Raw genomic sequence first — 15125 nt, forward strand, 5'->3', positions numbered from 1 at the left:
TGGGCCTCAATGGCCAATGGGCCAGCAAAGTCAACGTGGAGTGGGGGCCGACGTACCAGCGAGAAATTCAGATCATTCAGAAACTGGCGCAGCAGACGTCGGACTGGGTTGCGTACAGCGTCACCATTGCACCGCACAAACCGGTCGTTCATCCGGTGTCGACAGACGACCTGTTGCCGGTTTTCTCGGGCACCTGCTGGTTGAATGCCGTGGTCGAACTGCTCTTCAGCGACAGCGGCACCACCCGGTTTCCGGCCGTCGTTTCAGGCAATACCTGGTCGTACCAGCGCCCTGATCCGTTTGCCGCCGAGATTCCCCATACGATCACTGCCATCCAGATCGCCGCTCAGCAATCTTCACCTGAGGAAACGGTCACTTTCCAGCTCCCCAGGCCGATGGTTGCCCCGGTCATTACCGAGCCGCCGAAAGACACTGATGTCGGCCGCGACATGGAGGTGGGAGGCACGGGTGGCATGAAGGGCGCCACTTTGACTGTTTACGATTATGTGTCTGGCCGTGAGCTGGGCTCGAAAGTGCTGCCGGCTGATGGTGTCTGGAGCATGTTGCTGAAGGGTTTGCCATACGGCCCTCTGGTCATTCGGGCCGTGCAGGAGATCGACGGTCGCGAATCGGATTACAGCGAACAGCACCCAGTGACGGTGGTGGTGATGCCACCGGAAATCACGACGCCAACGAGCGGCGGCAGGCTCACCCGTACCGCGATGATGGAAGGCAAGAGCATGCCGAACGCGCGGATCGAGGTTTTCCAGAATGGGGACTCTGAGCCTGTACTCGATACCATGGCGGATTCGAAGGGTTTCTGGAAAGACAAGGTCATGCAGGCGAAGGTCGGGGCGAAAACCCTTCGGGCTCGACAGCATTTCGAAGGCCATATCTCCAAAGACAGTCAGCGGGTGGATTACGTTGTTGTTCCAGCCCCTCCCATTTGGGAGTCACCTGCGAATGGCGAGCCTGTTGGCAATGGCTCGCACGCTTCAGGGTTCGGGGAGCAGGACGGGGATGTTGTCAGCGTCTGGATAGAGACCGACAACGGAGCAGGCAAGATAGCGGAAGCCGTTGTAGGGAAGGAACTCACGTGGTCAGCCCGCATACAGGCAACGTACTCCGCTCAAAACTATCAGATGAAGGCGACAGCCACATGCGATGGTTTTGCGTCCGACCCCACTGCCGGTCGGTCATTGGATCTGGGGACATTCGAGCCCGCGGTTGATCGCCCCTCGGAGGGGCAGCCTGTTGAGAATCCCGTTGCTTTCGACGGACGAGGTCGTGCTGGCGCCATGCAGGTTTGCAGCTGGTTCAATCCTGACCTCACGTGGTTGTCTATCTCCGTCCTCGACGGCGTCTGGGCCGGTACTGCTACCAAGTCCCTGACGCCCGGCGGCCAGTGGTGCGTGATTCGACAGTCCATCACTGACGATGCAGGCGGTGCGACGATTTCCGATTCGGTAACGAGCCATCGGTTCGAGGTCGACGACGAATCGGCAAATCGGCACCCACTCGAAAAGTCCGACAAACGGTCTGGATGACTGTCATTTCTGACAGTAGACGGCTGCCGGCGACGGGGGCTAAATCGAATCAATCAAACGAATGGCCAGAACAAGAAAATCGGGCCATCGGGGCTGCTTTTGCCGAAAGGAAATTCATTATGGCCAAAATCCAGAAAAGCCCTGCCGAGCAAATTTATGATCGGGTGTTCCCTACAACCACGCGTCATAAAAAGTACCCTGGCCTGCACACCTATCTGAACGAAGGTGGATCGATTTTCCCTCTGGTCGATATGGGGGAGTCCGGGCTGGTGAAGCGATACGGGATGACCGCCGAGGACGCCAAGGCGTTTACGCGCGCGGCCAACAGCATGGGCATCTATATCAAGCGTCAGTACATCGAAGCCATTCTCACCGGCGATGTGCACAAGAGCACCGCGCGAACGCCAAAAAAGAAAGATTCCTCCGGCAGTACGCGGTCAATGGTTGACGGGCCCAGTTACGAGAGATTGTTCAGAACCGACTTCGGTAGTTTGTGCCCCCCCGATGCCCTGGAAAGCCTGTGGTCACCGGTTGCCTATCTGGTCGCACTGATGCAGTGGATCAGCGGGCGAATCGAACCTGTTGGCGACATACCGGCGGAATACCTCTTGCATGAACGGCGCGTCGATCTGAAACAGCTGATGATCGACAACAACGCGGTTCACGGGTCGGTTCCTGCGGTCGAAATCATCAATCGGGTTCTGGAAGCGTTCATCACCAGACATGGACCGCAAACAGAACTGGTGGAGGCCATGATTCAGGCGCGGTATCCCATTAACCTGCCCTATTACAAGCATTGGGTCACCCTGGATACGATTGCCCACCACCTGGGGATGTCAGTGGGTAATTTTGTCCATATGGTGGATTTCCATTTTCCATACTTTCTGAAACCCGGAGCCACGTCTGTCAATGCCGCTCGTGCCTTGACCCATGCATCACGAATGGGGCCTTACCAGCGAACGCTGTTGACCGAGCTGCCTCAATCGTTCGATAAGCGGGAAGATTTCTACAATGACAATTACGGCACCGATAATGCCGATAAGTATGGAAATCTTATTGAAGTCGCCTTCTTCGGTCAGCAGGTACGTCTCACCTCTGTAGGTCTCGAGTCTCTGCTGGCAATTCGCACCCGTGCTCCGGTGCGTTCACCCAATGTGAAGTTCGATACTGCGCAGCCAATTGCAGCAGAAAGCGAGCATTTCGGGGCGGTCTACGTCAATGCTGCCACCTCGCCTCCGGTCAGCATCACTGAAGGTGATTCCTTGCGTCAGACAATGACGCTGGATGTTGACAAGCCAGAGGGCCTCGATCGCCTGGATCGGCTCAATCGCAAGGTACGCCTCGACGATTGGTTGGGCTTGCGCAGTTATGAGACCGATGTGCTACTGGATGCCGCCATCAATGCAGAAGTTCGCGGCGGTGCAGAGCTGGAGAAGTATTGGATCACCGAGCACGTCGTGCAGGCACTGGGCCTGTTCCAGTTAATGCGCGAACGCTATGGATGCACGGCGCTGGACTTTGCAGCCATGCTGCATTTCATGACGGTTTACGGGGTCGAAAACGAGCTTTCACTGTTTGATCAGGTCTTCAATCCTGGTGGAGATTATGGCCAGCCATTCGTGCTCGATGGCGAGAGCTTTCCGGTCATCCCTGCAACAGGCAGCACCAACCTGACTGTCAACCAGCTGTGCAGCGCTCTTCAGATTGATTTGATGACCTATGTCTACCTGGCACTCGTCATTGCCAGGGCGCAAAACCTGGGTGACAACCTTCGCCGTGACTTGGCGGTCATTTCCGCTTTTTACAGACTGGTGAAGCTCGCACGTCTTGTGAGCATCACCCCGGCCGAACTTGTATTGATGTTGACGTTGCTGGGTGGCGAAAAGTGGCTCGACGGCCTGGCCGGGTTGCCCGTCATCAATCCGCAAGAGGCCGACGTACCCGACGCCTTGAACCTCATCTATGCCGTGCACTCCTGCACCAGCTGGTGCAAGGAACGGAAGCTGCAGGTGGGGTGGGTGGTGCAGGCGCTGACGAAGTCGCAGCCCGGTGGCACAGCTTCCGAACCAGAATTGCAGTTGATCGAGAAGGTAAGCAGTTTTCTGACGGCAGCTTCGTTGAACGATACCGGATTCCGGAGTGCGGGAGTGCCGTCTGCGCTGGATGGCAATTGGCTGAATCACTTGACGGTACTGGCCGATGGCGATGGCTTGATCAAGCACCTCTCTGTCGCTGAGGACGAGTATCTGGAAATCGCCCGCTTTCATCTCGGTAATGCTGTGAAGGATGGCCTTCCGGCCATGGATGACCAGGCGCGAGCGGTCATTGTCGAAAAAATGCTGGTTGTTCTGTTGCAGGCTCGGGACGCCCAGGTTTCGGTAGTCCGGGAGGCGCTGGCCGTGTTCACGGAGCTTGATGCCGAGCTGGCGCTGTTGGTTTTGTCGTGGGCCGACGTCTCGGTCCATGAGCTGTTGAGCAAGATTTACGAACGCCTCGGCAATACCCCGCAAGATGTTCGACGGGCTCGCGCCACTGAGCCTGATCCCTTGCTCACAATCCTGGCGAATGTGCAGCGCCTTGGTTCTGTGGTGACAAAGCTCGGGCTAAGTGCGCAGGTGCTGCGTGATTTTCTGGATTACGGCCACACGGCCTGGTTGGGCCAGGACAACAAGTACGAGTTCAGCATGAGTACGCTTTATTACCTGGCCACGCTCATCCGTGCGTTCGAGATGAGTGATCAGGCACCCAAGGTGTTGCTCGACTACCTGCGAACCGTCAACAGTCTTGAGCCTGATATTAGTGGTGACTCGCTGAGGCTCGCCCGGGAGGCGTGCTACCTCATCCTGGCCAATTTTTTCAGATGGAGTGTTGAGGATATACGTGAGTGCCTCAACCATTCGGGGTCAGATCTCAAGCTTCTGAAAGACCTGCGGCAACTGGATCTTTTGATGCGTATCCGCACCCTGGCGAAACACACTGGCATGAATGCGCAGATGATTTTCCAGGTAGGTATGTTGACGGAAGATATTGACAAGGACGCCTACGCCGCCGCTGCCGAAGGCGTATTGCTGAGTCAGACCGAGGCGCAGGTGCCTCAATTGCAGCTTGCCGGTGAAGTCGAGCAACTGGTCAACATGACTTGCAATGTGGACACCACCGAAGTCGTGGCCAACAAGCCAGACTCGAAAGCCACCTACACGGTGACACTGACGGATACAAATGGCGCGCCGTTGAAGGGCGTCAGGGTGTTCTGGAAGGCCACCCTGGGCACCATTGCCACGAAAACGACTGATATCAACGGTGTGGTCAAGGCTGAATTTATTCCCGGCAGCAAGCAGGGCATCGATACGCCGAGTTTTTGGCTGGATCTGATAAAACCGGTCGTTGCCCAGTCAATTCATGTTGGCTCCGACGCTGCAACACTGGCGTTTCGCGGTCCGTTGACGTCCAGAGATCCACTGGGTCCTGTGCCGAATGGCGAGGAAGTGCAGCTGTATTCCGCGATGACCGATAAATACGGCAACCTCGGGCTGAACCGGCTGGTGGAGTGGTTTGCCATTCCTGATGAAGGGAGTGAGAGCAAGTCGTTAGTCATCCGTCCGTACACCCAGACCCTCACTGACCAACAAGGTCAGACAACAGTGTTTGTCAGCGCGCCTGAAGGCGGAACCTGGACGATCGAGGTCCGCAACCATTCCAATGACACAAGCACTGTCTTCGGCCCCATCACTTTTGAGCCCGCCACATAAGCGAGATGAACGTTCAGTCTCGATTCAGGCACAGGAGCAAGGATCATGGCATCGATCAACAATATTGGCGGGCTGCAGGAAAAACATCGCAATGCATTGATGGCTTTCGTCATCGGACAGATCCGCTCGGATGGCGTCAAGAAATATCAGTTTGTACGAACGGCGCAAGACCTGATGGAGCTCATGCGTCTGGACCCGAATGAGGGCTACGAGGTGCAAAGTTCTCCGCTTGCCGAAGCGGTCAGTTGCGTGCAGCAATATATCGCTTCGGTGTATGCGGGGCAGGAGCCTGGCTTTCTGGGCTGCCTCTTTGACGAGGCGCATCTCGAGCAATGGCGTATCTCCGGAAACTATCCGGACTGGGCAGGGATTCAGGAACTTGGGATTTACCCGGAAAACTACGTCACTCCCTCCGTACGGATTCGCAAGACCAGCCTGTTTCGCAACCTTGAGAACGACCTGAACCAGGCGCGATTGACGAACGAGAGTGTGCGAACCGCGCTTCAGGCCTATCTTGAGGCGTTCATGAAAGTCTGTAATCTGGATGTGTTCAGCGCCTTCATGTCCGGTCTTTCGCCACAGAAGGCGAATTATTATTTCATCGGTCGCACACGAAGTGATCCGCGCCAGTATTTCTGGCGCAAGGCTGACGTCGTACTGGTCGAGGAAGACGTCGCCATGAACCCCGCCGACTGGGATGAATGGAAAAATGTGGACATTCCCCCGGACGTGAATGTGCTGGATCTGCGTCCGGTCATCTGGAATGGCCAACTGTGCATCCTGTGGGCCGTCTGGCGCGAGGGGATGGAGCGAGAGGTGGATCCTCTTCCGGAAAAGCTCGATATTTTTCTGGCATTCAAGCGTCAGGACGATCAGTGGTCGGCCCCGACGCTTTTGTTTTCCCGCAATTATAAGCAGGGCACTTCTCCAGTCGGCGTTCGGTTGATTGCAACGGTCTGGGCCGACTACACAAACCCCAAGGGCAAACTGGGGGTGCTGCTGACCAACGACAAAACGGGTAGCGATGCTCTCAGGGAGTATCTTGTCCGTGATGTATTTTTGCGTCCTGTGCCTCATGACAACGGTGCCTGGCTGGAGGAAGCGGCGAAAAATCGCTTCAAGAGCGCCGACATGGTTCAGCATCCGTTGATGAATCAGCCGCACGTGGTTGCCTTTGATCTCAACCAAGGTGATTTGACGGCTTCCCTGGGGCTGCATGCCACGGCCTTTCGTGTGGGCAATGCAGATGTGCTGGTCGTTCAGGGATATTGCAGGGGGACAGGTCTGTCGGGCAGCGAAGTCGAACTGACACTGGCAATGCAGGATCCGGCCGCTGAAGACAACCCCTTCGAGCTTGTCGGCAAATATCCACTGGCCGGTGGCTGGAGCACTGGCCCACTGACGTTTACCCGGCCTCAGGGAGCTTGGCCGCAGCCTGTCGTTTTCACTTTTGGCAGTGTGGCCAAGGGCAAAAGGAAATTCGAGGTTCGGGTCACGAACCTGACGGTATTTCCTGTCCCGACCCTGCATAAAAACAGCGAGAATGCCGCTCAGTTTCTTGCGCTCAACCAGCCGGACTTCAAAGTGGGTTTCATCCGGCTCAACACGCTGTATGGTCCAGAGCTGGCACAACTCGCCACGATTTCCATTGATGATTTACTGGACTGGTTCACCCAGTTTCTGGACGACCCGCCGCCCTCCACAGAGCCTTCCTTCCACGAACCCAACGGTGCGTTCGATAGCGCCAATGGCGTCAATTTCTGGGAGCTGTTTTTCCATGTGCCGCATCTGATCGCGACTCGTCTGCGCGATGAGGACCGTTTTCAGGAAGCACTGGACTGGCTCGCTTATCTGTTTGATCCGGCGGCGCCGGCCGATCCGGACGTGTCATCCCTGAACAATCGCCGGCAGGCGTATTGGCGTTGTCGGCCATTGGTGGGGTCAGGCAATCCGGGTTTTGAGGCAAGGAACTCTCTCGACCCCGATGCCATTTGCTATGCCAAGCCCAGGCATTACCAGATTCTGGTGTTCTGTGAGCACGTCAAAACCCTGATGGCAATGGGGGATCGCTACTATCGCCAGTTGACCCGCGACAGTCTGGTTGCAGCCAAACTGTGCTACGCCCGTGCCCTGTCGCTGATGGGGAAAGCGCCCACGGTTCGCGCTGTGAACCGCTGGCAAGCGATGAGGCTTGGCGATCTTCTGGCCGAAAATGGTTCGCGACCCGGACTTGAAGCGTTCGAGAAGTCATTTGAGTTCAAACCTGGGGATTTTCCCGGCGGCACCGATGACCGTCTCCATCTCGGATTGCTTGGCTCAAAATCGTTCCTGATCCCTATCAATGAGCAGTTGCTGAGACTGTTTCACCTGCCTGAAGAGCGTCTGGATAACTTGCGTAACAATCGCAACATCGACGGTACACCGCTGCAAATACCGCTGTTCAGTCCGCGCACCAACCCGAGCGACTTGCTGAGCGCACTGGCTGCAGGAAACAGCGGAGCGCCAAGAATGTTGGGGGGGACCCTTAATATCATCCGGTTTCGCTGGAAGGTGGCGCACGAGACGGCGGTGCGTGCGTTGCAGTTGCTCACGGACATCAGCGATAAGGTGTTGAACCTGCAAGGCAGCGCAGACCGGGCCGAGCAGGAAGAAAGGCAGCAAAGCGATCTGCTGGAATTGGGACGCCTCGCGCGCACGATGCAGGAGCAGACTGTCGAGCAATTAGGTATGCAAGTCTTTGCGCTGGAGCAGAGCAAGGCCATGGCACAGCAGCGGGCGGATGCATTCGCGAAACTCTTTGAGGAGGATGTGTCGTCGGCGGAATACCAAGTCATGGACAAGATCCTGGCGTCCCAGATCACCAAGTCCATAGCGTCCTTGTTAATGCCTGCTGGCGCGGTTTTGGCTTCGATGCCCAACATTTTCGGTATGGCCAATGGCGGGCACCGTGCCGAGAAGATTACCGATGCGCTCGTATTCGGATTGAGCGTGGCCAGCGAGATACTGCACATGGACGCCGAAAAACAAGCGACGACCGAGGCCTACCGTCGCCGGCGTCATGATTGGGGTATCCAGCGCGATCAGGCTCTGGCTGAAGTCAGTGCCATCAATGCACAGATCAATGCGCAGTCGCAGGCCCAGGTGGCAGCACAGACCGGTCTGGAACAAGCCGTACTGGCCAGCACTCAGGCGCAGGCGATGTTTGATTTCCTCAAAAAACGCGCCACCCATTCCGAACTCTACAGGTGGATGGTGGGCCAGCTCAAAGCTCTGCAGTATCAGGCGTACGATGCGGTTCGCAGTCTGTGTTTCAGTGCCTGGAGTTCATTGAATGTCGAGCTCGGCGAGTTTGATTCGCCAGACAGCCTCCCTCAAGTCTGGCTGGATAGGCGCCATGGTCAGACATCGGGTGAGCATCTGCGACTCTGGCTGCTACGAATGGAGCACAACTATATCCATCGCTATGAGCGGCGGCTGGAATTGCGCAAGACCATCTCGTTGCGCAAATTGTTCGATGACACAGTCAAACCTCAGTCCGGCCTTTACAGCTGGTTAGAGGCATTGGCGCAACTGATGGCAACAGGATCGCTGGAATTTTGCCTCACCCAGTTGTTGTTTGATCAGGATCATCCGGGGCACTACTGTCGGCAGATCAGCACGGTCACAGTTCATCTGCCCGTAGTGAAAGGGCCTTTTGAGGATGTGCGCGCAACTCTGACCCAGATCGGCAGTGTGATCGCGACGAAACCCACCGGGCAGTCGGTGGCTTACCTGCACGGCGATCGGAAGGGCGTGGCTCCATCCGACATACAGTTCAACTTGCTCGCCGGGCAGTCGATTGTCCTGTCGAGCGGAGTATCGGACAGCGGTTTGACCGCGCAGAAGCCCGACGAAGGTTTGCTCAATCCGTTCGAAAACTCCGGGGCGGTGTCCTGTTGGCAGTTGAAGTTCCCCTGGCCGCTTAAGCAACCGCAAGCGGCGATGCTGAGCTCGCTGACGGACATCATTCTGGAGATTTGTTATACCGCCAAGCCCGGTGACCCGACCTTCACGCGTCAAGTCGTGGATCTGGTGACGCTCGCCGAGGCACCCGAAAAAACTCACAAGGCGCAAGGGAGCGGACAATCATGATTAACCAGAGTGTTCGGGCCAATCAAAGTCTGGTGAGCAATGGTGACTTCAGCAAAGTCCTGACGGGTTGGACAATTCTCCCGGCAAACTCCCCCTGGGTTCGTGTCGTGGGGCTGAACATGAACGGCTTCCCGATCAAAGCGGTGACGATCGGTAATTCGGCATCGATCCGCCAGCGCGTCACAGCACCCGTGAGTACCGGCCCGGACGCCACCTACGTCGTGAAGTTTTTAGCTGAATCACGCCATCCCGCAACGGGGCGGGTACATATTCACAAGGAGGATGAGCTGCTGCTGGAAATCGAGATTCCTCCCGGCCCCTCGCGCACGGGCGCGGATCCGCAGAGTTTTGATCCGGTGGAATACGTTGTCCCGCTTGAGGCGGCTTTTACAGGGCCTTCTGATCTGACTATCACGTTCATAAGCGCGTCGAGTGGACCGGCCGATTACGATCATCTGCTGTACTTCACCCGTATCGAAATCCAGTTGCAGCTGGCACCGTTGGCATTGCAAGCCTTGTTGCTCGATGAGCAAACGTACACGCCGAGCCAGCCTCTGTATGTTTGCCTGGGGGCTGAGCACCAGGTTGGATTCGACATCGTGCCCGGCAATATCTGGTTGGGCACTCAGGCTTCCCTGACAATCGAGGACAATCCGCAGGGAGCGATTGTCGCCCAGCCTGACTGGCACATTGACCATCCGCTGGACCAGCGCTGGAAGCTCAGTTGCCCGGTACTCGATCTTTCGGCGCCACACCCGCTGACGATCACGGTGTGGAACCGGTACAACGCCTCGCCGTGCAAGATCGGTGCGTCCCTGGGACATCACCGGTTAGACTTTCTCGACGTGAAGGCGCCTTCCTGCTTTCCCGTACTTGATGAGAGCGAATCGGTCCAGGCAGGCGTGCAGGTGGGATCGTTCTACACCAGTCAGACGCTTGAAGGGCTGACTGTCACCTGGGCGGTGGACGGGCACGTCACCGGGACAAGTACGGTCACTGATGCCAATGGCTGGAGCTATTTCGACTTCATACCGGTCGCTGCGGGAACGTTTATTCTCACGGCCTCTGTCGCCAGTCTTTATTACGCTGAGGGTGTTGTGACTCAGGCGTTCTCGGTAACGGTCCTGGCGACGTCTCCGTGGCCGGATGTCCTGGCGGTGGTCGCTGACCAGGCAACACCTTGGGAGCAGAAGACCGGGTGGCCCAATCGGGGGGCGACGTATCCGCTGTTGGTAAGGTTTTCAGAGGTTTTTGTTGGAACAGAGGTAAAGCTTCACTGGGAAGGTGATTCGCCTGGACAGTTGGGTGTCGAGGTTTCACCGGCGCTTGACTTGCCGCTTCCGGTGCCGGCTGCTCGGGCATTGCTTTGGGAGCTGAGAAGCGCGGATGTCCTGGATGGCACATTCCGCCTGAGGTTGAGTTGTTCGAAGCTGCTCAAGTCGTCGCCTGAAAAAACCATGAAGCTGGCCCGCAACGAGGTCGTGCTGGGTGATGTGCGTGAAGCCGACCGGACTTGCATTGTGGAGAACCGAGACGGAGCGTGGATCTGGCTGCAGGTCTTGCATCATGTTGCAAGCGGCACAGGCGAAGCCGTCCGCGGTGCACTGGTCGACGTTGAATACCCCGTCGGGACCCGTACTCACACCATTACGGGAAATGGGGGCTGGGCCAGTTTCAGATGCCAGCCCGACAGTGCCGGAGATCATCTCGTCACGGCCCGCATAAAGGCTCATCCGGACGCCGTGCCGATTGAGCGAGCCTTTTACGTGAAGGCGATTGCGAGTAGCCCCTGGAACACGCAGGCCAGAATTCTGCTCGATGGCGAGGAGGTTGATCGCCAGTCACTGGGTGTGATCTGTTGCCGTGGGGAGCCCCACACATTGAAAGTCCTGCCAGCGGCCGGCAGCACGTGGATTGGCAAAACCGTCAGCGCGCACTGGCGCAATGCAGATCCGCAGATTGGTCTGACGCTCGGTGATGTGGGTGTTCCGAAAACATTGACGACAGCAGGTGTGGAATGGCCGTTGTCTTCGCAGGCTTCTTCCAGTCGTAGCAGTCCTTTTGAACTGGAACTGCGTGTGGCGGGCGAGCCCATTGTTTTGGAGCTGCCCGGTCGGTTGATGTCCCCGGATCTGCCGCAAGAGTTGAGTCTGCTGCTCGATCAGGTTCTCGCACCGCTCGATGGTCAAGGATTGTATCCCTGCCAGGGGGCCCTCCATACCCTCAACGTTGTACCTGAAGCACTCAGTCCACTGGTTGGCCTGCACGTATCGTTGACGTGGTCGGGGACACCAGGCGAACAGTTGGGAGCGACGCTGCAGCCTCCATCGGGTCAGTCTCAGGTGCTGAACGCAGGGGGGGCAATTTGGACGCTGGATTGTACTGACAGTCGAATGCCTGGGCAGTTTGCTCTGACAGTGGCATTGCCTCAGCTCGATACAGTTGCTCCCGAAACGACAATGATGCTGGACAATAACCGGCTCACGTTGCAGTCACTGCGTGCTCCGGCGATAGACCCGGTCGTCGGGCTGGACAAGGCGTGGATCCGGGCTCGGTTGGTTTCCTATTACACCGGGCAGCCCGTGCCCGACGTGCCGGTGACATGGGAAGCCGAGGGGCGCTTCACGGAAGTCAAAACCGATGTAGATGGTCGAAGTGCTTTCGGTTTTGACCCCAAGACAGAAGGCGATCATCAGGTCAGCGCACAGGTCGTCAGCCGTTACGACGGCTACAGGGCGTCGTACTCGACAACAGCCAAGGCGTTGGGGAGTGATCCATGGGAAACACTGCGTGTCAGCTTCGATGGCAGCGTCCCTCATCTTGCAGGATCGAAAACCTACTTTCCGCGCCGTAAAGGCAATCATGAACTCTTGATCATGGCGGCCGATGACAGCCCTTTGTTCGGTCAAACCTTAAGACTGGGCTTGTCCGGAACCGGGCCTGGCGACCTCGGCTTGACATTCCAGCCGACCAATGTACTTGGATTGCCACAGCGCTTTGCGGGTGAGTTGCGTTACTCGTTCAGCGTCGGTGATTTGAAGGACGGCAGTTGCATCCTGCGGCTGGGGGCGGAGCGACTGGCTCGTTTGTCGCCAGCGATGCCGATGTCGGTCGGGGCGGGTGAGCAGGTCTCGACTATCAGTGTCGTCAGTCGTGCCGACCCGATCCTTTATTGGGGGGAGCCGTTCATTGGACAGGTGAAGGTTCTGTCGTCCGTAAGTGGCAAGGCGATGGCCGGTGTGGAGGTCAATTGGTTGGTAGAAAACGATCAGACCGTAACCGGGGTCACCGACTACTACGGGAATGCGCGGTTACGGTTCGTACCGACAATTACAGGTACGTCAGCGGTGAAGGCCTCTGTGGGATCAGAGGCGCTTTCGCGGTCGGTCAGCCTCCCATATCAATTGTTGGAACCACGGTCGATTGCGTCGCTCACCAGTCCGGTTACGTCGGGCCCTGTGGGAACGAGGGTGTCAGCAGAAGTCCAGGTGGTGTCAGCGCTCACTGGCCTGCCCCAGCATGACGTCGATGTTCATTGGGGATTTCGGGATCTTGTCCTTCAACCATCGAAGACGGATGTCGAGGGCAAGGCGACGGTGAGCTTCAGACTGCCAAACATGAATCGCTCGCTTCTAGAGGCCTATGTAACGGGCGGGTGTGCTGGTTGGGAAGTCGAATATCTTGAATTCAGGGTGATACCAAATGTCTAGTCAAACTATTAACTCCCAGACCTGGTTTCAGAACTTTAGACCAGAACTTAACAGTGTAAGAGTGAGATGGTCAGATCTGCACTTGACTCTGATTGCTGGAGGGTCCATCGATCTGACGCTGGAGTTTGAATACAGTTATTTGATTGGTGATCCGGAAGGCTTCTTGAAGTTGTGTTGTGAGCCGGATGCAGAGTCGTTGGGGCTGGTGTGTGATCCACCCTTTGGACAACTGGTCGAGATGGCGGAGGGGCTTATTGAGCTGACTTGGCATATTAGTGCCCACAAGACATCCGGTTCACCGTTTGAGCTGCATTTTGAGATGCCTTTATATTCTGGGATGCCGCCTTCACCGCTGGTTCCGGGGGAAATTACGAAGGTGTTTATCGATTCGCTTAGTTGCGATCGAGCTGAGGCTTATGTTGGATACGAAATCGATGCTCAGGCCTTGATGTTGGCCTCCCCCAGCGGTCAACCTGTGTCAGGGGTCACGCTTAAATGGAGTTATGCAGAGAAGCCTTTACCAGACTCTACTTCGGGAACTGATGGCAAGGCGTTAAATGCCTTCACTGTCGAGTTGGGCGAGCATACTTTGGCAGTGGCTCAGCCTTCTGGAAATCTCGATTCAAAGGCGCTGGAAGTTACGGGGCTGCCGATGCCGGATGCCACGTTTTATGGAGCGTCATTCGAACCAAAAAGCCTACATCCTGGGGAAACCATTAGAGTAGGCCTTGTAGCTCAGGATCGGTTTTCAATGTCGAGAATAGAAGGCGTACAAGTTGTTCTGGCAGTAGATGGAGAAGTGATCGACAAGAGTTATTCGGATCATTGGGGAAACGTCTACATGGCGTTCACACCTGTTCACAGCGGATCGGGAACGATATCGGTTCATATGTATGCCCAGACAGAAAGTAGCGCCTCATCATCGTTTTTGGTTGTAGATGCTGAATGAAGGATAGGATTTTAAGGTGGGCATGATTACCAGGCCCGATAACTTAACGGCTATTTATTAAACAGGCGCATGACGAATGTCCAGATATTCACTGTCTTCAACCTGGCGTGCAAACTTCAGGCCGCATTTTGGTGGTGTGCGATACAGATGGGATGATCTGGTATTAAACCTGATAGCGGGTAAATGTTACACGCTGACCTTGGAATATGATGAAAGCCACCTTGAGGACGATCCCGAATCCCCCATTGCTTTGCACTGTGTATCGGGTATCGGTTCAAGTGGAATCGAGTTCTCACCTCCAGAGACACAACTGGTGAAACTGGTGCGGGATCCGAGCAATTTCAGCAGTGTGACCTGGAAGATTTCAACGGAGCAGGCCCATCCAGGTCCGTTTCATATTTACTTTTCAATGCCTCTTTATAGCGGCATGCCAGATTCGCCTTCTATCCCGGGACAGGTTGAAAGCGTGGTTGTCGATTCCCTGAAGTGCGATCGTCCCGTCACTTATAGCGGATATGAAGTTAATGCTCAGGCCCTGGTACTGGCTTCTCCGAGCGGTCTACCTGTTTCGGGAGTTGCACTTGATTGCACCTACGCGGAACAGCCCTTGCCTGAGGCTGTTACGGATGAGAACGGCCAGGCGTCATTCACATTCGTGGTAACAGAGGTTGGCGAGCATGAACTGGTTGTTACTTCGCCAAGCGGCACTCCCGATTCAAAGACTCAGAAAATTGTGGTTCAGGCGTTGCAGCCCGCAAGAGTTTACGGGGTGTCTGCCTTTCCGCTTTCACTGCGTGTCGGAGAGTCTTCAAACATTACAGCGACGGTTCGAAATGTGCTTACCCAGCAACCTTTGGAGGGGAGAACAGTTCATTGGGAGGTCGATGATGTTGAGTTCCAAACGAGCTACACGAATGAATCAGGCAGGGCTGAAGCGAACTGGGTCGCTACAACCACCGGAACGACAACAATCTGGGCTTACGTGTATAACCAGAGCAATACCGAGGTGGGCTCGGTGCAAGTGAGCGTTTCGTAAGCA

6 protein-coding genes are annotated in these 15125 nt (G+C 56.2%); all 6 read left to right on the forward strand.

What is annotated here, in order from left to right:
• Positions 1-1547: hypothetical protein (locus L6D81_RS26870; RefSeq protein WP_236182622.1), on the forward strand; the 1547-nt coding region annotated here is incomplete at its 5' end.
• Positions 1548-1666: 119 nt separating this feature from the next.
• Positions 1667-5296, forward strand: a complete 3630-nt coding sequence (locus L6D81_RS26875) for a Tc toxin subunit A (RefSeq protein ID WP_236182623.1) — start codon at positions 1667-1669, stop codon at positions 5294-5296.
• 45 nt (positions 5297-5341) lie between these two features.
• Positions 5342-9427 (forward strand): Tc toxin subunit A-related protein, encoded by a 4086-nt coding sequence (locus L6D81_RS26880; RefSeq protein WP_236182624.1) that lies wholly within the window; start codon positions 5342-5344, stop codon positions 9425-9427.
• Complete coding sequence (locus L6D81_RS26885) at positions 9424-13137, forward strand: Ig-like domain-containing protein (protein ID WP_236182625.1); 3714 nt, start codon at positions 9424-9426, stop codon at positions 13135-13137. The genes L6D81_RS26880 and L6D81_RS26885 overlap by 4 nt, the downstream gene beginning before the upstream one ends.
• A gap of 82 nt (positions 13138-13219) precedes the next feature.
• Positions 13220-14086: a hypothetical protein gene (locus tag L6D81_RS26890; RefSeq protein WP_236182626.1), complete on the forward strand. Its 867-nt coding sequence runs from the start codon at positions 13220-13222 to the stop codon at positions 14084-14086.
• 76 nt (positions 14087-14162) lie between these two features.
• A complete protein-coding gene (locus L6D81_RS26895; RefSeq protein WP_236182627.1) occupies positions 14163-15122 on the forward strand; it encodes a hypothetical protein in 960 nt (319 codons plus the stop codon).
• Positions 15123-15125 lie beyond the last annotated feature (3 nt).

Source organism: Pseudomonas sputi (assembly GCF_021603585.1).
Lineage (GTDB): Bacteria > Pseudomonadota > Gammaproteobacteria > Pseudomonadales > Pseudomonadaceae > Aquipseudomonas > Aquipseudomonas sputi.